Origin of the sequence: Loigolactobacillus rennini DSM 20253 (assembly GCF_001436505.1) — a bacterium.
GTDB lineage: Bacteria > Bacillota > Bacilli > Lactobacillales > Lactobacillaceae > Loigolactobacillus > Loigolactobacillus rennini.
In genome coordinates, this window is the sequence record NZ_AYYI01000027.1 from 22,965 (window position 1) to 44,586 (window position 21,622).

At 38.9% G+C, this 21,622-nt stretch carries 19 protein-coding genes; 2 read left to right on the forward strand and 17 right to left on the reverse strand.

Features of this window, described 5'->3' with window-relative positions; genetic code table 11:
- Positions 1-3 precede the first annotated feature (3 nt).
- From FC24_RS04520 to FC24_RS04535, 4 genes are all read right to left on the reverse strand, one after another.
- Positions 4-987 carry an ABC transporter permease gene (locus FC24_RS04520; protein ID WP_057873691.1) on the reverse strand — a complete coding sequence of 328 codons (984 nt, stop codon included), beginning with the start codon at positions 985-987 and terminating at the stop codon, positions 4-6.
- 65 nt (positions 988-1,052) lie between these two features.
- A complete protein-coding gene (locus tag FC24_RS04525) occupies positions 1,053-1,838 on the reverse strand; it encodes an SAM-dependent methyltransferase (RefSeq protein ID WP_235807315.1) in 786 nt (261 codons plus the stop codon).
- A gap of 178 nt (positions 1,839-2,016) precedes the next feature.
- Positions 2,017-2,379 (reverse strand): metal-sulfur cluster assembly factor, encoded by a 363-nt coding sequence (locus FC24_RS04530; RefSeq protein ID WP_057873692.1) that lies wholly within the window; start codon positions 2,377-2,379, stop codon positions 2,017-2,019.
- A 144-nt stretch (positions 2,380-2,523) separates the two neighbouring features.
- Positions 2,524-3,378: a YitT family protein gene (locus FC24_RS04535; protein WP_057873693.1), complete on the reverse strand. Its 855-nt coding sequence runs from the start codon at positions 3,376-3,378 to the stop codon at positions 2,524-2,526.
- Positions 3,379-3,584: 206 nt separating this feature from the next.
- Between FC24_RS04535 and FC24_RS04540 the strand changes: the two genes are divergently transcribed.
- Complete coding sequence (locus FC24_RS04540; RefSeq protein WP_057873694.1) at positions 3,585-5,018, forward strand: C69 family dipeptidase; 1,434 nt, start codon at positions 3,585-3,587, stop codon at positions 5,016-5,018.
- A gap of 53 nt (positions 5,019-5,071) precedes the next feature.
- Complete coding sequence (gene yjeM, locus FC24_RS04545) at positions 5,072-6,580, forward strand: glutamate/gamma-aminobutyrate family transporter YjeM (protein WP_057873695.1); 1,509 nt, start codon at positions 5,072-5,074, stop codon at positions 6,578-6,580.
- 58 nt (positions 6,581-6,638) lie between these two features.
- Here yjeM (FC24_RS04545) and pbp4 read toward each other — a convergent pair whose 3' ends face one another.
- The 13 genes from pbp4 to FC24_RS04610 all read right to left on the reverse strand — a co-directional run bounded on the left by pbp4 (position 6,639) and on the right by FC24_RS04610 (position 21,547).
- Complete coding sequence (gene pbp4 / locus FC24_RS04550; protein WP_057873696.1) at positions 6,639-8,627, reverse strand: penicillin-binding protein PBP4(5); 1,989 nt, start codon at positions 8,625-8,627, stop codon at positions 6,639-6,641.
- Between the two features lie 39 nt (positions 8,628-8,666).
- On the reverse strand, positions 8,667-10,175 hold the full coding sequence (yjeM, locus tag FC24_RS04555; protein WP_057873697.1) for a glutamate/gamma-aminobutyrate family transporter YjeM: 1,509 nt from the start codon (positions 10,173-10,175) through the stop codon (positions 8,667-8,669).
- 99 nt (positions 10,176-10,274) lie between these two features.
- Positions 10,275-11,189, reverse strand: coding sequence for an HNH endonuclease (locus FC24_RS04560; protein ID WP_057873698.1), 915 nt, complete (start codon positions 11,187-11,189; stop codon positions 10,275-10,277).
- A 187-nt stretch (positions 11,190-11,376) separates the two neighbouring features.
- On the reverse strand, positions 11,377-12,624 hold the full coding sequence (gene preA / locus FC24_RS04565) for an NAD-dependent dihydropyrimidine dehydrogenase subunit PreA (protein ID WP_057873699.1): 1,248 nt from the start codon (positions 12,622-12,624) through the stop codon (positions 11,377-11,379).
- Positions 12,617-13,834, reverse strand: coding sequence for an FAD-dependent oxidoreductase (locus FC24_RS04570; protein WP_057873710.1), 1,218 nt, complete (start codon positions 13,832-13,834; stop codon positions 12,617-12,619). The genes preA and FC24_RS04570 overlap by 8 nt, the downstream gene beginning before the upstream one ends.
- A 270-nt stretch (positions 13,835-14,104) precedes the next feature.
- Positions 14,105-14,527, reverse strand: coding sequence for a methylglyoxal synthase (gene mgsA / locus FC24_RS04575; RefSeq protein WP_057873700.1), 423 nt, complete (start codon positions 14,525-14,527; stop codon positions 14,105-14,107).
- A gap of 174 nt (positions 14,528-14,701) precedes the next feature.
- The gene (locus FC24_RS04580) at positions 14,702-15,028 is read right to left on the reverse strand and encodes a hypothetical protein (protein ID WP_057873701.1); all 327 of its coding nucleotides are present in this window, start codon (positions 15,026-15,028) and stop codon (positions 14,702-14,704) included.
- A 39-nt stretch (positions 15,029-15,067) separates the two neighbouring features.
- Complete coding sequence (locus tag FC24_RS04585; protein ID WP_057873702.1) at positions 15,068-15,922, reverse strand: Rgg/GadR/MutR family transcriptional regulator; 855 nt, start codon at positions 15,920-15,922, stop codon at positions 15,068-15,070.
- Between the two features lie 217 nt (positions 15,923-16,139).
- On the reverse strand, positions 16,140-16,727 hold the full coding sequence (locus tag FC24_RS04590; RefSeq protein WP_057873703.1) for a glycosyltransferase: 588 nt from the start codon (positions 16,725-16,727) through the stop codon (positions 16,140-16,142).
- A gap of 157 nt (positions 16,728-16,884) precedes the next feature.
- On the reverse strand, positions 16,885-18,354 hold the full coding sequence (locus FC24_RS04595) for a glycoside hydrolase family 1 protein (protein ID WP_057873704.1): 1,470 nt from the start codon (positions 18,352-18,354) through the stop codon (positions 16,885-16,887).
- A gap of 432 nt (positions 18,355-18,786) precedes the next feature.
- Positions 18,787-19,599, reverse strand: a complete 813-nt coding sequence (locus FC24_RS04600; RefSeq protein ID WP_057873705.1) for an ABC transporter permease — start codon at positions 19,597-19,599, stop codon at positions 18,787-18,789.
- Positions 19,592-20,518 carry an ABC transporter ATP-binding protein gene (locus FC24_RS04605; RefSeq protein ID WP_057873706.1) on the reverse strand — a complete coding sequence of 309 codons (927 nt, stop codon included), beginning with the start codon at positions 20,516-20,518 and terminating at the stop codon, positions 19,592-19,594. The genes FC24_RS04600 and FC24_RS04605 overlap by 8 nt, the downstream gene beginning before the upstream one ends.
- A 741-nt stretch (positions 20,519-21,259) precedes the next feature.
- Positions 21,260-21,547 carry a hypothetical protein gene (locus FC24_RS04610; protein WP_235807316.1) on the reverse strand — a complete coding sequence of 96 codons (288 nt, stop codon included), beginning with the start codon at positions 21,545-21,547 and terminating at the stop codon, positions 21,260-21,262.
- Between the last annotated feature and the right edge of the window lie 75 nt (positions 21,548-21,622).

Consider the following 21,622-nt stretch of genomic DNA (forward strand, 5'->3'; position numbering starts at 1 on the left):
CTTTTAAGTTTTAGCGCGTATTGTTTTCAATGTATGCCGCAGTCTAAACCCATAATAAATGATGCACAGTAACGCATTAAATGTTAATAAAATTGCTAGTAAATCATATTGTAAAATATAAAGCCGCCAAGCACCAAGTAGACCGCCTATTGCAATACCTAAAACAGCGAAAAATGCAAAATGTCGCAATTCTCGCCAATAAAAACCTGATGCATCGTCAGTATAAAAATGCGCCTGGCGCAGCATTCGTTTCGCCAGCACTAACCAAAATTCAACTGTGACTAAGAATAAGCCACTGATCAACAATAATGCACCACCAAACCACCAATATTCTTTTAACCAAGCTAAGCCGACAAAGGGCGTACTTTGTGGAAAAAGAAAATCAGCCTGATTGGTAGCAAAGATGTGTTTAAAGACAGGTAAATGTCGTAGTTTGGGTTTGCCATCTATATGGATTTGTAACTGATTAAGTGGTTTGGTCAATAAGCTTTGTTGGGGAGAAGTAGAAATAAACACCATGTTGTCCAATTGACTGACTTTTTTTGCCCCAACCACGCCAATAACGGATAAGTAACGTTTCCCATACTTTAAATAGCTTTGGCTAGTTGGTGTATAAAGTTTTTTGGCAATGTTTTGGCCAACAATCGCAACGGGAACAGGAGAATCAAAATCGCTATCGCTAAAAAAACGTCCTGATACTAGCGGTAACGTTTTAAAATCACCAGTACCGTAAACAAAAATTTCTTTTGAGTGCGGTTGGCGGTATTGAATTTGGTAATTAGTCAATTTAGGGTGCTGGGCTAATTTTTGGTTAATCGTAGTAATACCAGCATGCTTTTTGGTTGCAAGCACCCGAGTATCAGTAGATAAACCGGCATGGTCTAATAAATCTTGATAAATGATCCGGTTCATCTGACTAAAAAATAATACCCCTAAGAATGCAATGGCCGCAAGCAAAATGACTAAAAGCGATTTTCGTTTAAACAAGTGAGCTTCACCCATTTCATTTTATTTATAACAGTTCAAATAACTTAAATCATGGTTTATCAAAACTACTCAATCCAAAAAACCTGCTCTCGAACTAGGTCCAGTGGCGAGAAACATTGGTTTAAGCGCTGAATTTCTGGATTATTGACAAAATGTGCAGTTTGCCAAAATTGCTTACTATTCGTACAGCCATTTCGTTCACCAACACAAAGCAATGGTATTTGTCGTTGATCTTGCCGCATTAACTGCAATAGTTGCCAATCCACTGGCACACCATCAGGACTCCAAACCATCACCACATAGTCAATATTACCCCGGTATTTACGGTAAGCTTTGCAGGCATCTAAAGGGACTACCGTTGTCCATGGTTGCCGGCCAGTCTGATTTTCTCCTGTCCAACTTAAACTATCTGTGGTATAAACTTGCTGATGCAAACGCCGCAAGCCATAGCTTAAATACCCATTACCGGCCATCACTTCTAAATAGTGTTTACCAGGCAACCGAGCAAATCCAGCTGCAACTTCTTGCGTAATCTGCCCCCAAAAGCCAAAATAAGTTTGCAAAAATTGCCGGTAATTTTGTAAGCAACGATCTAACCGCATAAAGTGAGCACTTAATTGGTTGGGGGTTAAAGCTAATTGTGCTAGCCGCGGCAATGCCCACTGGTAAAATTGCGTTGGCGCTAAAATTAAATCAGGTAGCTGGTGTGGTAATTGGTGTCGCTGAAGCCGAATAATATTACGCAAAATACCATCTAACCGTTGGGTAGCCGGAGTGAAGCCAACAAAATCTCGTCGCAATTGCAGTATTTCTTGCACATATTTTTCTTTCACCAATTTTGCTGGTAACACCAAACCCACCCCACATCATGACACGACCTGAAAATAACGTCAAAATTCACCATACTTTTATAATATTCTAAACTTCTTTATTAGAAAATAAAAGCCAATTAGGTACACACATCGTTTTAAACATAAAAGGCGAATAATTCACCTCAGCAGTGAATTATTCGCCTAACTAACTTAGATTTTAACGAATGCCTAGTGCAATTCTAGCATAACGGCTCATCTTATCAACTGACCAAGCCGGATACCAAACTAACTCAACATCAACATCTTTTACTTCTGGCACTTCACTCAACGCTTCATTAATTTGCTCATTCAACAAATCAGACAACGGGCAACCCATAATCGTTAATGTCATCTTAATGTGGCACAATCCTTCTTCATTAAGGTCAATGCCATAAATCAATCCTAAATTGACGATATCAATTCCTAATTCTGGGTCGATCACTGTTTCTAAAGCAGTTAGAATTTTATCTTTAACGGCTTCTGCTTCCTTTGTGTCTGCTGTATCTTCAGTTTGAGCATTATTTTTTTCTTCTTCACTCAAAGGACTCACCCCTTTATACTTACTTTCACAAATCTATTATACTGAAAAAAAGCGCATTCATCAATGCTAAATGAGAAAGGATTTCATTTGCTAGTAAAATTTCACAGTCATTCCTTATTTTATGCTGGATTGACAGTTAAAAATTTACGCCGGTCGTTGATCAACAAACGCTCCCATCACCTTGGTTGTATTCATCACATTAACAAAAGCTGCTGGATCAGTTTGGTTAACTGCACGTTCAATATCGTAAAGCTCGTACCGAGTTACAACGACCATTAAGACATTACTTTCTTGATGCGAGTAGGCCCCTCTGGCTGGCAAAATCGTAATCCCACGAATTAAATGCTGGTGGATTGCTTGAACTAAGGCAGTTGATTTCTGCGTCACAATCATCACAGTCACCTTTTGCTGACTGGTGTTAATACTGTCCACCACTCGAGACATACAGAAAATCGAAATAATGGTGTACAGCGCAATTGCCCAGCTAAAAGCAAAACCAGCCACCAAAACAATAATGCCGTTGGTGATTAACATTAACGTACCGATGGTCTTGCCGGTGGTTTTAGCTAAAACGAAGGCAATGATGTCCATGCCACCGGTTGAAAAACCATAACGTAGCGCATAACCAACGCCTAAACCGGTTAAAGCACCACCGACTAGGGCATTCATTAATGGATTAGCAGCTAACGCATGAATTGGTAATAAAACTGAAAAAGCTGAGGTTAAAACTGCCGATAAGAAACTAAAAACTGTAAAACTACGGCCAATTTTCACCCAACCTAACCAGCCGATGGGCAAGTTAAAAAGTAAAATTAACCAGCCAGTTTGAATGTTAATGGGTGAAAAACGTGCTAATAAAGTAGATGCTAACTGAGCAACACCGTTAATCCCCGATCCAAAAACCGAAGCGGGTATCAAAAAATTATTGAGTGCAAGTGCCAGTAAAATACTTGAAACAACGGCAAAAAATAATTTTTTGCCTAATTCCCGTCTGTTCATTCATAAACCCCTCTCATTGGTTTAACCAGTAATGTCCGTATTTTACCATGAAGTCATTCATTTGATGACAATTTTCTGGAGAAAAATAATGAATGACTATTTTTTGATTTAAAAGTACGTTAAATTCAACAAAATTAACGCAAATTCAACTAAAAATGGTATAATTATTCTAAAATTTAAAAAATAATGTATAAAAGGTGCTAAATATGCAAAAACAACCCATTAATAACTTGTCAGCCTGCACAAGTATCTTGGTCGGTAAACAAGCTAGTGCAGACGGTTCTATTTTTATCGGTCGTAATGAAGACAGTAAAGCGGCATGGCCAAAACATTTTATCAGCCACCCGCGAAAAACTTACACTAACGCCCCGGTATTTCAATCAAAAGATACTGGCTTACGTTTAACCTTACCAGTAAACCGCGCTAAATATAACGCAACCCCAGAATGGACCACGGAGTATGGTTTATTTGAGGAAGACGGTTTTAATGAATATGGTGTCGCCATGAGCGCCACTGAAAGTGCTTATGCCAACACTCGCGTTTTGGCTTATGATCCGTTAGTTAAAACCGGCCTCGCTGAAGAAGCCATGGTGACAGTTGTGCTACCTTATGTTAAAACTGCACGCCAAGGCGTTCAACGCTTAGGCGCCCTAGTCTCCAAATATGGTACCGCTGAAACTAATGGCATTTTATTTGCAGATCAGCAGGAAGCTTGGTATTTGGAAACAGGTAGTGGCCATCATTGGGTTGCACAACGCATCCCAGATGATGCCTATGCGGTAGTCGCCAATCAACTAGCCATTCAAGTAGTTGATTTTAATGACCCTGAACAATTTATGAGTTCAAAAGGCATCCGTCATTTTGCTTTGAGTCACCATCTATGGCAAACAAACACGCCATTTAATTTTCGGGAAATCTTTGGTACCCAATCCGAAGATGATGCCATTTATAACACACCACGAGTCTGGTACGGCCAGAAATTGTTGACGCCATCTAAACAACAACAACCAATGAATCAGCAATTACCTTTTATTCAACGGGCAGATCAGCCGATTCAATTCGAACAAATTGCACAATTTTTAAGCTCACACTACCAAGGAACACCTTACGACCCGGTTGGTAGCGGTAATGCAGTAAGCAAACATCAATTCCGGCCAGTTAGTCTAGCTAAAACGCAAGAATCGCACATTTTGCAATTACGGCCCGAGCTTCCTGCTGCCATTGGCAATCTGCATTGGTTGGCAATGGGCGTCACAGCAGAAAGTATCTACGTCCCATTTTATGCTGGCGCTGATCAAACACCAGCAGATTATCAAATTGGTCAGCAAACTTATGACCCGCAGTCTAGTTACTGGCTGTATAAACTTGCTGGCGTTTTAGTTGATAGTCACTACCAGCGCTTTAACCCACTGCTCAAACAAGTCCAAGATAGCACGCACAGTGCGCTATTAGCAGCAATTGCAACACATGATCAACAAGCACAGCAACAGGCAAAAACAAGCTTAATTCCATTTTTAAATCAAGCAAATCAGGCACATGCCACTTTAGCTCGGCAGAATTTCACCCGTTTGATTGCTAATTTAATTACTGAGGCAACTGATTTATCGCCGTTAAACTTCAACACTGACGAAAACCTTTAATTATGGACTGCGTTAGACCACATTGAAAATAATTTAATTTAGGGGAAATTAGCATGGCAAAAAAGAAACAAATTACTGTAATTGGACTCATTTTAATGATCTTCGGCTCAATTTTTGGCTTTGCCAATACCACTGTTGCTTACTATCTGATGGGCTACGGTGGCATTGTGTGGTATTTACTAGCTGCAATTTTGTTCTTCCTACCTTCTTCTTTAATGTTTGCGGAATATGGTGCAGCTTTTAAAGAAGTCCATGGTGGCATCTATTCTTGGCTAGCTGAATCAATTGGTGAACGGCCAGCCTTTATTGGAACTTTTATCTGGCTAGCCTCCTGGATCATTTGGATGGTATCCACGGCTTCAAAGGTTTGGATTCCCTTCGCCACCTTTATCTTCGGCCATGATCAAACCCAAACTTGGCAATTGTTTGGACTTAACGCCACGTCTACCATTGGCCTATTAGGGATTTTATTTTTATTAGTGGTCACTTTTTTAGCCACGCACGGGGTACAAGGAATTTCCCGCATCGCCTCATTTGGTGGCTTTTTAATTGTGATTTTAAACATTGCTTTTATTGGTGTCAGTTTGTTAGTTTGGATTAAAAATGGTGGCCAATTAGCCCAGCCAGTGCACGGCCTGCACAGCTTTGCAACTTCACCTAACGCTGATTACAAAAGTCTAATAGGTATGCTATCATTCATCGTCTTCGCGATTTTTGCTTACGGCGGGATGGAAACCATGGGTGGTGTGACCGATAGTATGAAACGCCCAGAAAAAACTTTCCCTAAAGGACTGATCATCGCAACGGTATTGATTGCCATCAGCTATGCCTTATCCATTTTTATTTGGGGAATTTCTGCAAACTGGTCACAGGTGTTAGCTAATAAAACCACTAACCTAGGCAACATTACTTACGTTTTAATGGCCAACTTAGGCGTTTATTTTGGCCAAAGCTTTGGCTTGTCTGCAAGCATTAGCCAGCTCATCGGTATTTGGTTTGCACGAATCACTGGTTTTGCTATGTTCTTCAGCTATTTAGGTGCATTCTTTGTTTTAATCTACTCACCATTAAAATCATTTGTACTAGGAACACCCAAAGCAATCTGGCCCAAAGGCTTCGCCGAAACCAACCATGCTGGGATGCCGGCTAAAGCCATGTGGTTCCAAGCACTGTTTGTTTCCATTTTAATTTTTATCGTTGCTTTTGGCGGCCAAAATGCGCAAATTTTTTATAACATCCTCACGCAGATGGCAAATGTATCGGCCACACTGCCTTACCTATTTTTAGTCACCGCATTTCCATTTTTCAAACGGCGTCAAGATTTAACCCGGCCATTTGAAATTTACACCAACCGAACCTGGACCACTATTATCACCGTTTTAGTGGACTTAGTCTTGATTTTTGGTATTTTATTTACCATTGTCCAGCCAATCCTAGAAGGTGCTTACCTAGATGCGTTTGAAATGGTCGTTGGCCCGGTTGTGTTTGGTTTTATTGCTTGGCTGCTTTATTTACGCTACCAGCATCAACAAGTCAAATTAACCCAAACAGATTTGAAATAAACGATTAAAAGCGCGCGAATCAAGCATTCAGCTGATTCGCGCGCTTTTATTGTCAACATTAATAAAAACTTTCAACTAGCGGCTTAGTTGCTTTAATCACCGCATCACTGCCGTTATCTTCAAGCAGCGCTACCATTAAGTAACGATTTTGATCAGCATCTGCTGCCATCAAGAAACCGTTTTGTTTACCGGTGGTATCTTGCTGCAATTTTAATTCCGCAGTGCCCGTCTTTGCTGCAATATTGTGGCCAGCTATCTGCAATGCGTGCCCAGTACCCTGTGCATCTGCAACCACTTGAACCAGCGCCTGCTTAACTTGATCGGCACTAGCCTGTTTTAAAACTGCCTGCCGTTTTGCCGCTTGACCTGCAATTAAAGTGGGCAACTGCATGTTTCCTTGATTCATCACACTACTATAAAAAGTAGCTTGCTGAATCGGTGATAGTAATAATTGGCCTTGACCATAAGCCGTATCGGCTAACAAAATCTGCCGGTCCAATTTACCATTATTTGAAATTTGTGCAGGTTGCATGGTTAACGGTAACTTTAATTTTGGTTTAAAAAATGGTTGTAACCCATTGAGATACGCTTGACTTCCCATCTTCAGCGCCGTTTGCGCAAACCAAATATTATCCGAATTAACTAACGCTTGCGTCATGTTTTCCGTCGCTGCGTCTTTCACCCGTGTCACTTGATAATCGCCCCAACTACGATCTTGTTGCCACTTCAGTCCTGAAATGCGGCGTGTGGTAGCTGGTGTAATTGTCCCATTATCTAAGGCAATTCCGGCCGTAATCATTTTAAAAGTTGATCCTGGCGCATAGCGTTGTGTAAATCGGCTTAAAAACGGTTGTGCTTTATCTTGCGCGTATTTTTGATAAGCTTTTTGACTAATTCCTGCAACAAATTGGTTAGGGTCATAACTAGGAGCACCAGCTAAGGTCAATAATTGACCATTACGCGGATCCATCACCACAATGGCCCCTTTTTGGCCAGCCAACTGTCGATAAGCTTTTTCTTGTTTAGTACGGTCTAAAGTTAATTTAATTGTTTTACCATTACTTTTTTTCCGCTTTAATAACGTCCGCACCACATTATCATCATTATTAATGGTGATGGTACCACCATCGCGGCCTTGTAACTGGGCATCATAATAGCGTTCCAGACCAGTTTTACCAATGGTGCCATTACTTTGCAGCTGTGGATGTTTTTTCAAGTCTGCAGCTGTTACAGGGCCTACATAGCCAATCAGCTGCGCACTGGCTGCACCACTAGGATAAGTTCGCGCCGAAACCGCTCGGTACGTCACCCCTGTCAATTTAGGTTGTTGTTTAACTTTTTTAATCGGGACAAAACTTGTTTTAGTCACCCAATTTTGCTGTAGCGATTGTTTTAAAGTTGCCAAATCAACATCAAATTGTTGGCTAATAGCCGTCAATCGTTCAGTCCGTGTGTGTCCTTGACCTAACTGATCGGGAATCATCCCCGCTTGGGTTAATTGACCATCTACTGCCAATGCTTTTCCGTGGCGATCAACAATTTTACCCCGCTTTCCTTGTTGCCACTGTAACTGCACTGTATCCGTTCCGTTCATATGTGGAAAAAGTAAAGTAGGCGTCCAAACAACACGCCATTTATGTTTGACTAACTGAATTGCTGCTTGATAATGCTTAACGTTTAACGGCCCAATCATGGTTTGTAAATGTAAATCAAAAGTCATTTGGTACTGTTTTGGTTTTTGTCGTCTAACGGTTAAATTTTTCACATTGAGCTGGTTAGCACCAATTCGGCCAAATACCGCAACGTTTCGCGCCACTACTTGTTTAGACGTATAGCGATAATCACCGCCAGTTAATTGTTTGTGGTCGACATACCTGACCATTTGTTTGAAATCTTGCCGACTAAAAGCTTTAGTATAAGCGCGCGCAACCTGCTTGACAGCCGTTTTTTCCTGTTGCTGCTGGTGCCAATATTGATAATAAAAACTACCCCCAGCGATTAACAATAACAATAGTAACCCAACAAGTAATAAATGTTTCTTTTTCATGTTTTGTCTCCCTTCAGCACCCTGACATGATAAGACATTTTATTTTTTAGGTTGCTCACTTAGCTGCTTTTGATAGCGATGGTATAAACCCCAGGCAATTAAACTAAACAAAATTGGTCCAGCAATGGTATAACCTGTTTTTAACCAATTACCATGAATTGCCGGTTCAATAATCGTAAAAATATTTGCAAAGCCAACTGAAAATAAAACTAAACCAACGCCTAGACCAGTGCTAAATTTAGTTTTATAAACCACAAACGGTTTGGTAATCGTAGCATTGCGTTTAAACCCTAAAAAGGCAAATGCAATAAATAAGTAGGGAATGGTCATCGCCACATTAGTCATGGACACTAGAATATCGAAAAATGTTTTAGCCCCATTACCACCAAAAGAAACCAATGCAATAATTAAAATTACAATGGTCGCTTGCACTTTCATCGCATTGACAGGCACATCATGTTTTAATTTAACTAGCTTTTTAGGCCAAATACCATTGGGTGTACCCTCGATCAGTTGCTTTAATGGTGAAAAAACTAAAGTTAAAAAAGCACCACTTAATGCTAAAAACATGGATAAACCCATGTAGCGACTTAGCCACTGACCCATCAGTCTAGCCGTCGCTTCAGGAACAGCCAACGCATGACCAAATTGATAGCCCATGTTATTCATTGCGACATAAGCCACATTGCCCAAATTGATTTTTGCCGTGCCAAATTGCGTAAAAGCAAAAGTCCAATTAGTAAAAGCACCAAAAATAAAAATTCCTAGCGCATAACCAGTCGAGATGGTCACGGCCGCTAAAGTAATCCCACGCGGAAAAGTCACAGCCGCATTTTTAGTTTCATCAACTAAGCCACCAGTAACTTCCAAGCCACCATAAGCAAAAATCGCATACACTAAAAAGCTGAAAATTGAAATTAGAGACGTAAAATCTGGATTAGGCGATGTAACTAATGCTTTAATCGACAAGGGCTCAGCTAATTTGTGATTCGCCAACAAAATAAAAAAGCCACCTGCTAATAAGATAACATTAATCAACGCAACAGCTATCCCGCCAATCGACGTCAAGCGCTTAACCCAGCCCAAGCCTTTAGTCGAAATAAACGTAACGACTAACATCCAAGCGATGGCAAGCAGTCCCAGTGTTTGCACACTACCTAGCCCTAAAAAAGACCACTGCTGGGTCTTATCCGTTCCAAATAGCGCACTAGAAAAAGGGATCCAAATGGCAGAACCAATATTAACCATCCAAACAATATAAGAAGCATAGCTCATAAAAGTCCCGATAAAAGCAAATTCAGGTCCGAATGAAACTGCCATCCAAGAATAGATTCCACCAGAATAATCTTTAAATGCGGCACCGTATTCTGCAATCATAAATGCAAACGGAATAAAAAAGGTCAATGCCGCGATAATGTACCAAAAGATCGCTGCATAACCCATTAAATAAAAGGCTCGCGGAATGTTCGTAAATCCAAATACCGACGTAAAAATCATCAAAACTAACGATGTTAGCGTCAATTTGGCGCTTTTTCGTTGATGCGCCATCGACAAGCTCCTCTCAAAATAAAAAGTTGAACTTGTCCATTATAGCAGGATTATAGTTTAAAAAGCAGTTACAGCAATAATTTTATTAAAAAGCAACCTTTATTTTTGAAAAATGTAACGCCGGTGCCAATTTAAAAATGGTGCTGCATGGGGCCTAAACGATACGCGAATGGCGGGATCTAACAACAAATTCTGTTGATCAGACTGGCTGAGCTGGGGTGAAATCAATAACCAACCACCGCGGCTAAAAGAAATTTTGCCTTGCGCTAACAATGCGGCATGATTAGGGCACAATAATACCCCATTATCTGCATTACGCCGATCAGCCGGTGCACTATCTTTCAATGGCTTTAAATGACTAGCTTGTAATAAAGCAGGATCAGCTAAACCACAGACGGCGCAATGTGCTGGTTGTCGTTGTAATACTGCACGCTGAAAAATTTGTTCGGTCCGAATCATCTGCCGTTGATTTAGCAACGCAGCATTTACCAATAACATCATTAGTGGATCATTATCCACTGCAGTTACTGCAGACATGACTAGAGATAACTGCTCCGTCTGTTTGGCAATAAAATATTGTTCTTCAATCAAAGTGATTAATTTTGCCAATAATAAAGAATAGCAAGGATAAATGTACCCCTGATTACCACTACCATCTTGCTGAAAAGCAGCATGTTTACGTGGAAATAGTGGCTTTAAATCAGCCAATACCGATGTAATCGCCAGTGGCTGTGGTAAGGGATAATATTTTAAAGAAACTACATTAACCTGCGGGCCAACTTTTGCACTCAAAAAACTGGGCCGGGATACTTGCCGTACCGCCGTTAATGCTTGACTAACAGCCACAATCCGTCCAGCAACGTAGTGAAATAAAATGTCTTGTGGTTGAATTTGATTAATCCGTTGCCAAGTTGGCGGGATAACCTGTCCTGAACTCCTTTGCTCAGTCCAAATCAATCCAGCTGCTTTTTCCTGTTGGTAAGTACGCCCTTGCATGACAATAAATGCTCGCATGTTTTTCCCCTGCCTTCAATAGCTTTACTTTCATTTTAGTGATCTCTGTGCTTAATTGCAATCAACTGCTTGAGAGCGGTTTATTTTGTCATAAGCAAAACGGTGACCAGTTCAGACCAAGAACCAATCACCGTTTATTTTCACAAAATGCGCGCCATTAACTACTGGCTTTTTATCCCTAATACTTCTAAATCACTTTTTCAGCTGGAACACCTTGCCGCCCAGGCTTCATCTCCACTTTACCGTAAGTAATGGCACCAACTGGGCAGACTAATGCACACAGCTGGCAACCAACACATTTGTCTTGATTGCAAAATGGCTGGCGCTTATCGTCATCCCATTCCATTGCTTGATGTGCCCCGTCAAAGCAGGAAATGTAGCAGCGACCGCAACCAATACATTTGTCTAAGTCAATTTTTGGATAAACTTTATAGCTACGATCTAGTTCTTCAGCTGGTAGCATATTATGATTAGCTAGACCAACTAAATCTTGTAAATGATCAACGCCTTGTTCGGCCATATAATGCATCAACCCATTTTTCATATCTTCAACAATCCGGTACCCATATTGCATCACTGCAGTTGTGACCTGTACGGTCGAAGAACCTAGCAAAATGAATTCAGCTGCATCTTCCCAAGTTTCAATGCCACCAATCCCAGAAATCGGCAGGTGTTCCAAACCTTTAGCTGCACGCAATTCTTGGATGAAGCGTAAAGCAATTGGTTTAACGGCTTTGCCAGAATAACCAGAAATGGAAGATTTACCATTGATGACTGGCAAACCTACTTTACGTTTAAGGTCTAAATTCGCTACTGATTTTACAGTATTGATGGTCGCAATGCCATCAGCACCACCAGCCAAACTAGCTTGTGCCGCTGGAACCATGTTGGTAATATTTGGTGTCATCTTAGCCATCATTGGTAAGCTGGAACCGCGTTTAACAGCCGCACAGTATTTTTTGCACAATTCAGGATTAGCCCCAACATCAGAACCCATCGCATGTGATGTCATCTGTGGACAAGATAAATTCATTTCAATCATATCTGCGCCAGCTGCTTCAACTAATTGTGCTAGATCAACCCAATCCTGTTCATTAGTCCCCATAATCGACGCAATCAGAACTTTATTGGGATACTCTGTCTTTAATCGTTTCAAATCGGCTAAATTTTCTTCTAAGCTGTGTTCGGCGATCTGTTCCATGTTTTTAAAACCAACAAACGACGTGTCCTCTTTATCCAATGTATCAAAGCGTGGTGAAACCTCATCGATTTCGAAATGCTTAGGACCGATAGTTTTGAAAACAACACCGCCCCAGCCGGTATCATAAGCTTTTTTACACATTTCGTAACAATTGCCCACAGGGGAAGAAGATAAGCAGAACGGATTATCAAAATGAACGCCTAAAAAATCAATGGATAAATCTTTATTAATCATGCTGATTACCTCCTAAAACCTGGTCAATTTCCGTTGCGACTTCTTTGCCCCGCTTAACCGACCAAACAACAGTTTTATCACCTTGGGCAATATCGCCAGTAACAAAGACTTGTGGCGCTGCTTGATAACCAGTAAATGGTACTTCATCATGATTTAATTGCAGCCCTAAACCTGCAGCATTAGCTTTTTGACCCACAGCTAAAATAATTTTGTCTGCTTCAATGACTAACTGACTATCAATGTGGCGGTGTTTAAACGTTACCTTTTTACCATCTGCTGCTGTCGGTACATAACCATCAATAATGGTGACGCCATGTGCTTGTGTTCCCAACAGCTCTTTTTGGGATGCTTTGAATTCGTTAAATTCTTCATAAACAACGTCAGTAACATGCTTAACATCTAATCGCTTTAAAGTCGTTGCCACATCCATTGCTACGTCACCACCGCCAATAACCAACACGTTGTCTGGCAACTCTAATTGGCCATGGTGCATCTTAGCTCGTGCCAAGAAAGAAACGGCGGTTTCCATGTAAGGATTGCCTTCAAATAATGGTAAGCTTTTTGCTTCCCTACTCCCAATTGCCAACACAACAGCTTGATAATTTTGTTTCAATTGCGCCATTGTGATATCTTCACCAATCGTGGTGTTGTATTTAATTTCTGCTCCCATATTGGTGATCCGTTTGATTTCAAAATCCACAATGTCCGTTGGTAGCCGGTATTCTGGAATCCCATAAGTAAGGTAGCCGCCTGCTTTAGCATTCTTTTCATAAATGTCAACTGCATAACCTAATTCTAATAAAGTTACGGCAGTTTGTAAGCCAGAAGGGCCACTACCAACAATGGCTACCTTCATGCCATTAGGTTTACCTTTATGCAAAATGTCCATTTGGGCTTGTTGTTCAAAATCGGTTACAAACCGCTGAATACCACCAATATCGATTGGTTTATCAATGCCAGAACGGGTACAGCCTAATTCGCAATAACGTTCTGTTGGGCAAACCCGGGCACAAATAGCACCCATGGCATTATTTTCCCGAATGGTTTCAGCGGCGCCTTTAAAATTACGAAAACGGACACTGCGAATAAATCTTGCAGGATCAGTTTTAGCTGGACACATCTTTGAACATGGTGCGTCGTGGCACAACAAACAACGAGCTGCTTCTTCCATGACCGTTGATAGTGTATAGCTTGGCTCAGCTTCTTTCATGTATTTCACTTTGCGTCAGACTCCTTATCTATATTTAAGGCTTTTGATCTCAGGATCTTTTTAACCAAAGAAAACAACTTCATTCTGGGCAGCATTAAACATTATATGCTCACAAAATCACAAGATTGACGATAATTAATCTGCCCTACATCTATAAGATACCACCCTAATTTTATAGTTTCAATATTTTTCCACAAATTTTTATCAATTACAAAAAATATTTTTTGTAAGTTAACCCACCAGAGCCATTAACCTTAATTCACACCTAATTTAATAGGCATCATGCTTAGTTAAATCACCATTAACTAAATTTCTAAAATCAATAAAACCGGCTGCCAATCCCCGTAATAATACTTCTGCAGTACCCACATTAGTCGCTAGTGGTATTTGGTAAACATCTGCTAAACGAATCAAGGCATTCACATCCGGTTCGTGTGGTTGTGCGGTTAGCGGATCACGCAGAAAAATAATTAAATCCATTTGATTTTGTGCAATTAAGGCGCCCACTTCTTGATCGCCACCTAAAGGTCCAGAATTAAACCGGTGAATCTTCAAATCCGTTGCATTCGCAATTAACTTTCCGGTGTGACCAGTTGCGAACAACGTCTGTGCTTGTAAAATCACTTTATAGGCCGTTGCCAAACGAACAATCTCTGGCTTCTTTTCATCATGTGCAATTAACGCAATTTTCACTTTGAACACTCCCGCAATTATTTAATTGAATTTAGTTTACGCTAACCTTTAGTTAAATACCATCTAAATGACTATTCAATTATCTTGCTTGCAAAACCAAAACTATGTAAAACAAACAGTAAGCAATGGCTTAAAATTACCTGCTTACTGCTTTAGCCAAGTCATCCGGCATAATTATTTAAAGATTTCAAAGGCACGCTTAATTGACGAATTGGCCATATCTCGTGCTTGTATTTTAGTCAATTCATCGCAAATTTTTTTATTGTTAGGTAATTTTTCAGTATAGATAAGCTGTTTAAACGGAATCTGATCCAACCAAAACAGATCGCCCTCGGTTAAATCTGATAAATTCAATAAAATGCTCAGGCCCTCACCTAATTTAATTTCCCGGTTTCTCAAAACATCAAACGTATAATAATGGACATTAGCAAATAAATATAAAAATGCCGGGATTCGATCTAAATCTGCTGCAATAATATTAATTGACTGGTCTTTTTTCATAATGAATTAACCCCCAATATCAAAATATACGATTCTAGGTTACACGCCACAATCTGCTAAATGCGTTAAATAATGTTTTGCTAAGTTTCTATTACCTAAATAAGCTAACAAACGAGCCGTGTTTATCGCTGCTTTTTTTGCTTGTGTTTGCCCCAAGCGATAGGTCACAATGCCCGCATAATACCGATATAAAAACCAAGATTGAATGTCTTCCACCTGAAGTTCGCTTCTAACAACTTTTAAATAGACTGCTGCGGTTTTAACTTGATTTAATTTAAGCAAACGTTCAATTAAACTAAATAACAGTTGGCAAATTTCTTTGCGCGGCTCGCAATAAATAGCATCATAAACTTTACCGGCCGTTAATGCAGTTCGACTCAATAAAGTGATTTGAAAATCATCAAACAAGGTTAAAGTGCACTCGAAAATTCGCAATTCATAGATTCCCCACTGGTCTACTCTTAATAAATAATCATGGATTGTGTTAATTTCAGCAGTCGTAATATTAACTTGTTGACCTAATTTCTTGAGCAAAACTTTAATCACAATCATTAAATGCAAATCGTGTTCACGGTGATAGATGGCGTACCATTGTTTGAATTTAACTTGCATCTGACGTAAAAAGTGCTGATCTTGTCTGCGGTAAGCCATAACCAGTCTGTTAAGATTATTCTTTGGTAAGTGTTGCTCGGTGATGCAAGCAATGTATTCATTAATATCAATGTTGAGCTGATTGATTAGTTTGAAAAATTTATCCAGCGTAATCATGGATTTACCGTTTTCAAACGCGGATAAACCTTGTTTAGACATGATGCCAGCAGCTGCTGTCGCCAATGACGCGCCTTTATCCTGTCTAATCCTGTGAAAAACTTTGCCATACTTGCAATCAATCATTTAAAACGCACCTACCCATCACTGCTCTATTTAATCGCTCATATTGTCATGGTGAAACCTCCTTTCTAGCTCCCTACTTTAGCAAAAATTTGCCTGTATTTAATTTTCGTCAATTATATTTGACACTACTTTTTCCGAATAAACGATATTGTCTATTGTCAGTCAAACGCAAATGGAATTCATCAGCCAACTCTAGACATCTGTCTAATTTAGCGCTTTAAGCTTGGGCTTGGCTGCATAAACAATGTGCAGTTGACAATAAAGCCCATTGATTAGCCAATACATGCTCTAAAACAGCTAATTCATGGTGTCGATAGTGGCTAACAAAATCTGGTGTTAACGCCGCAACCTGTTGGGCAATTTTTTGCCGACGCCAACGTTTTAAATCCAATAAAATCACTTGTGCATCTAAATGCGGCTGATTAACAGCCAAGGTTTTACCCCCTAATTCAAATTGCCATAGTGGAGCTAAATTATTGGTACATAATAAATGTTGGTCTAAATACAAAACGCGGGATAGGTAATTTAAATACTGGCCGCTATCATATCCAAATCGATCAGGACTTAAAATTGGGTGCCGTTTTTTCGGATTTGTAGCTGCTCCAATAAAAGTTAAATGAGTACAATTTTCAAATTTCCTAGTTAATTTTAATAGGCGTAGTCGTTGCCCTGATGTCATCCCATTATCAAACACTAAAAAATTAAATGCATGCTGAGAATTATGCTGTAAAATCGAGTGGTATAAATTATTGAGCAACTGACTATCTTTTAAATTGCCTTGTGAAGCAACTGTAATGCCATTCATTTAATCAGCTCCAATCATTAGTTTTAATTAATATATACTTATTGTATTAAACCAACATTTTGCATTCAATTTTTATGCATTACTCGATTCAAACAAAAAGACGCCTCTGAAATAGCATTTTCGCTTATTTCAGAGGCGCCAAATAACTAGTATAGGATTAATCGGCTAAATCTTCCCCGTTTGTAGCAATGACTTTTTGATACCAATAAAAGGAATCTTTACGAATTCGCCGCAACGTTCCTTTACCCGCATCATCTTGATCAACGTAGATAAAGCCATAACGTTTAGACATTTCAGAAGTGCCTGCACTGATTAAATCAATTGGACCCCACATGGTGTAACCCATTAAGTCCACACCGTCTTTAATCGCTTCTTTCATTTGTAAAATATGCTGCCGCAAATAATCAATTCGATAACTATCATGGATTTTACCATCAGCTGTTACCTGATCAACTGCGCCTAAACCATTCTCAACGACAAATAATGGAATCCGATACCGGTCCCAAAATTCATTTAAAGTAATTCGCAATCCAACGGGATCAATTTGCCAGCCCCAATCACTGGCTTTTAAATAAGGATTCTTACCGCCAAAGCCTAAATTGCCGCTAGTTTTAGCCTTTTGCTCAGTAGCCGCAGTAACTGTTGACATATAGTAACTAAAACTTAAATAATCAACTGTCCCTGCTTTAATAACTGCCTGATCATCAGCGGCCATCTTTAACTTAATTTGATGATCTTTAAAATAACGATTCATGTATTCAGGATATTCGCCACGCACTTGAACATCCGTGAAAAATAAATTCAGTTGATCTTGAACTTGTGCTGCCCGAACATCAACAGGATTGGGGGTGTTCGGATAAGTTTGCATCCTAGCCAGCATGCAACCAATTTTAGCTTGCGGGTCAATTTTGTGACATTGCTGAACAGCGATAGCGCTGGCCACAAACTGGTGGTGTAGTGCTTGGTAACGCAATTGCAATTTTTCATTTGTCGTTAACTGATCATCCACTGCACCAGTACCAGTAAAGCCCCAAGTTCCCGCATTAATTTCGTTAAACGTCATCCAATACTTCACAACACCCCGATAACGCTTAAATAACACTTCTGTGTAACGCGTAAACGCCGCGATGGTTTTCCGGCTTGCCCAGCCATTTTGTTTAACGGTTAGCGCTAGCGGCATTTCATAATGAGAAAGGGTAACCACTGGTTCAATGCCATATTTACGACATTCTGCAAAAACTTTATCATAAAATTTCAAACCAGCTTCATTTGGCTGTGCATCATCACCATTTGGAAAAATTCGTGCCCACGCAATGGATAAGCGGAAAGCTTTAAATCCCATCTCCGCAAATAATTTAATGTCAGATTGATACCGGTGATAAAAATCAATTCCCCGCCGCTTAGGATATAAATCGGCGGTCTTATCTGCCATTGCTTGTTTGATTGTTGCCTGTGTAACTTGATTCATGGCTAACGAATTTTTACGGTCAGTTGCCTTTTGGACAACTTCAGCGGTGGTTAGCCCTTTACCATCAACATTCCACGCACCTTCAATTTGATTAGCAGCTGTCGCGCCACCCCATAAAAAACCTTTTGGAAAACCAGTTGGAACATTTTCTTGATACATGATAGATCCATCCTTTCTAACTTAATCTAATGCCAATATCGGGTCATTTTGTTTAACCACCCAATATGAATCAGCAATTCTACCTTGCTTTCAGTATTCAAGCCGATTGCATGCCCAGTTAAAAAAACCAAAGCTTTTTCCTTACATGTAATATTGGTACGTTTTGTCATACTATTTGAGGTTTAAATGCCAATAGAAAATCCAGTTGTTACAAAATCACTTAACTTTCATAACTTTAGTCTTGCGAAAGCTTAATCAGCCTTTGCTTCATTCTCACTATTAAAACTTGGTTGTAGCACATCAACTAAACTACATTGTATTTCATTATTCGCTATCATAACAGATTTCATATACTCCGTAATATTAGCTGTTATCAATTTCGTATTAATGAACTACCATCGCTTTCGTGCTTAGTACTTCCAATTCCTAAACTTAATTATTTAATATATATTTTTCTCTATTAAAATGTTTAGATATAAATAAAAAAGCAATAATATCAATTATTAATAACAAGAGGGAAATTAATAACATTGCACGTGTTCCTAACAACAGAGCACCACTAGCTTGAGAAATAAGGCCCCCAATTATTGGCAGAATCAATATCATTGCAACAGATTGGGCAAATTTACTTGTTTTTACATGCTGTGAAACAGAGATTATTAAAGCAATCGCCAAGAATACGATCAGTGGATTCAATAACAATACGACAACAAGCCAATTTAAATTAGGAAATATAGCCCGCCCAAAAATTCCTAGACCAACTGTATCAATTAAAACACCATAGATAATCACCGATATCAATGTAGCAATCATCGCTGGTACAGCCGAAGCAAGAATCTTTCCTAGAACAAGCTCCCTATTAGTCAATGGCGTATACAGCAAACCTTCAAGCGTTTTATTTTCCCTTTCCCCAACAAAACTTGAGCTTGCAATTACTGTAGCAATCATTACCGGTATTAGTAAAAACAATGGAATAAAAAAATACATTAAAATAGCATACAATGGTTCACTACCGGCTTTAATATCTGATGGAAAACTACTAATATCCACATTTTCAATAAACTCATTTAGTCCGCCAACACTACTTATAAACACATTTGACGAACCCATTAATAAAATAAGCAACGGTAAAATTAAACTAAAAATAAGCGGTAATATACATAAAGAAAATAGAATTGCTTCATCATTTATAATCCCCAACAAATCTTTTTTTATCAGTACTTTTACCCTTTTTAAATTAATCACTTTTTGTCCCACCTACAATATTAAAATAAGCATCTTTAATTGTATGCTTGACTTCAAATACAGTATTTACTGCCATACCAGATTCAACCAAATCCTTGACGATTTGCGAAATATGAATGTCCTCTGTAATGGACAATCTGAATGTTTCACTTTGAGAACCGCTATAAATCCTACCATATTTTTTACATTCTTCAGTTGCCCTATTTTTAGGATCAACGCCAATTTCATAGATTATCTCTGGAAATTCGGTATTAATAATTTTACTTGCACTACCGAAAGCGGTTAAATTTCCATGCTGAATAATCCCTATATCATCAGCAATTTCTTCTAACCCTTGTAATTGATGCGTACACATAATAATAGAAATTCCTGTGTTTTCAACTAACTTGTTTAGATATGAAGTCAGTTCTTCTGTAGACTGTGGATCTAATCCTGAAGTAGGTTCATCTAAAATAAGTAGCTCAGGACGATGAAAAACTGCTCGAGCAATCGAAACTTTCTGACGCATTCCTTTACTCAATTGTCCTACTTTTGAGTTTATTCGTTCTTCTAAATCAAAAAAATCTAAAATCTCTTTAATCTTGCTCCTTATATTACTACTTTCAATTCCATATAATTGTCCCCACAAATCTAAATTTTGACCAATAGTTAAATCTTCATATAAATTTCCATCATTTTGAACACCGATTTTTTGTCGTAAAATATCACTATTCTTCGGGCTTAATTCCATATCAAAGAGTCGAATTTGTCCTTTTGACGGTTTCAATAGCCCTGTAATCAGACGAACCATAGTCGTTTTACCCGCACCATTTGGTCCCAATAAAGCAAATGTTCTCCCTCTTTCGAGCTGAAAACTTAAATTATGTATAATTTCTTTAGTTCCAATACTTTTAACAACGTGCTTAACCTCCACAATCACTTTATTCCCTCCTTCATTTTCTATCTTTTTAATATAGTATTAATTAGATATTCCTAATGCCCTCCGAAGTAAGTATAATAGTTTCCAATATTCCAGCAGATAAAAAATGGAGAAGACATCCAAATGGCTATAGCAGCACCTAACAATGCAAACATTAAGAAATACTAGTAAATGTAACACCTAAATGCTGGAAATAATAACCATACTCTAACTTATCACCAAAAAGTACCCAGTCTATATAGACGGCACATAACCCCCCGAATACAATACGCAAAGTTGCAATAATCCTGCTTACCACTACCTTTGAAATGTAAATTGTACTGACCTTATTGCTCTTAGTTTTATAGAATAATTGTAAAGATTCATTTTTTCTATAATACCATGCTTGTGCTACTAACAAAACAACTATAAATCGGATTAAATGCACTTTTCCAAGAAAAGTCTTTAAGATTAATACCTTTAACTCCTTCTGTATTTCTAGAAAAATTGAGTACACATCTGATAAATAAACTTAAAGAACTAATTTTCACTTTTACAGTTTTTAAAATTATAGTGCTGTATGTTTTCCGTGTTTAGACAAAAAAGTCCTAATCATAGAGTGATTAGAACTTTTAAAATTCAAGTTGTCAACAATAGTCGATGAAGAGTTAAAATATTTATTTAGTTGCCGCAGCAACTAAAATGCTTATATAATCGGACTACAGATACAAAATAAAGCAATACACTTATTTAATATCAAGTTCATTCTGATACTAATTGATGAAAATCAGATAATAATTGATAAGTTGCTTGGTAGGCTTCACAACCATCTGCAGGCACGGTATAGTTATCCGTCACCTCTGCAAGCTGATCAAGCTCGGCAGTCGGATCAGCAGTTGGCTCTTGGGTTAGTTTTTCAGCTAGCGCCACAAATAATTCGCGTACTTGCTGTAACTCAGGATGATGCTGTCCGTGTACTTTGAGAATCTGGCTAGTGTAAAAATCAAGTTTCGGAAACTCGTTAGTAATAAAGGTTTGTTTTGTCATCATGGGAAATTCCTCCCTTTCTTTTGGGTACTGTCAAACGTACCCTAATTTACCTTGTTTTTATTATCGTTACTAATT